This window comes from Gilvimarinus sp. 1_MG-2023 (genome assembly GCF_030548285.1).
On sequence record NZ_JAUOSC010001068.1, the window covers coordinates 1 to 268 of the forward strand.

1 protein-coding gene is annotated in these 268 nt (G+C 61.9%); it reads right to left on the reverse strand.

Features of this window, described 5'->3' with window-relative positions; all coding sequences use genetic code 11:
• Positions 1-210: hypothetical protein (locus tag Q4563_RS20145; RefSeq protein ID WP_303605779.1), on the reverse strand; the 210-nt coding region annotated here is incomplete at its 3' end.
• Positions 211-268: the final 58 nt, after the last annotated feature.

The following is a 268-nucleotide window of genomic DNA, read 5'->3' on the forward strand; positions in this document are numbered from 1 at the left end:
GTCTTGCAACTGCTGACGAGCCTGCAGCGAGCGGCTGTCGCCCTGCTCCAGCAGACTCAGGGTGCCGTCGGCCACAACCGGTGTCAGCGCCAGGGTGCTATCGTTGGCGGTCAGCGCCGGCGCTGACACGTCATCACAACGAATGATCTCGACGCCTTGCAGTGGGTCGCTGCCGCTCAGTATCAGGGTATCCCCTGGTCGTAACAGCAATCGCAACACCATCTGGCCACACAGCCGATAACGGCGACAATGGTCTGGAATCCGGGAT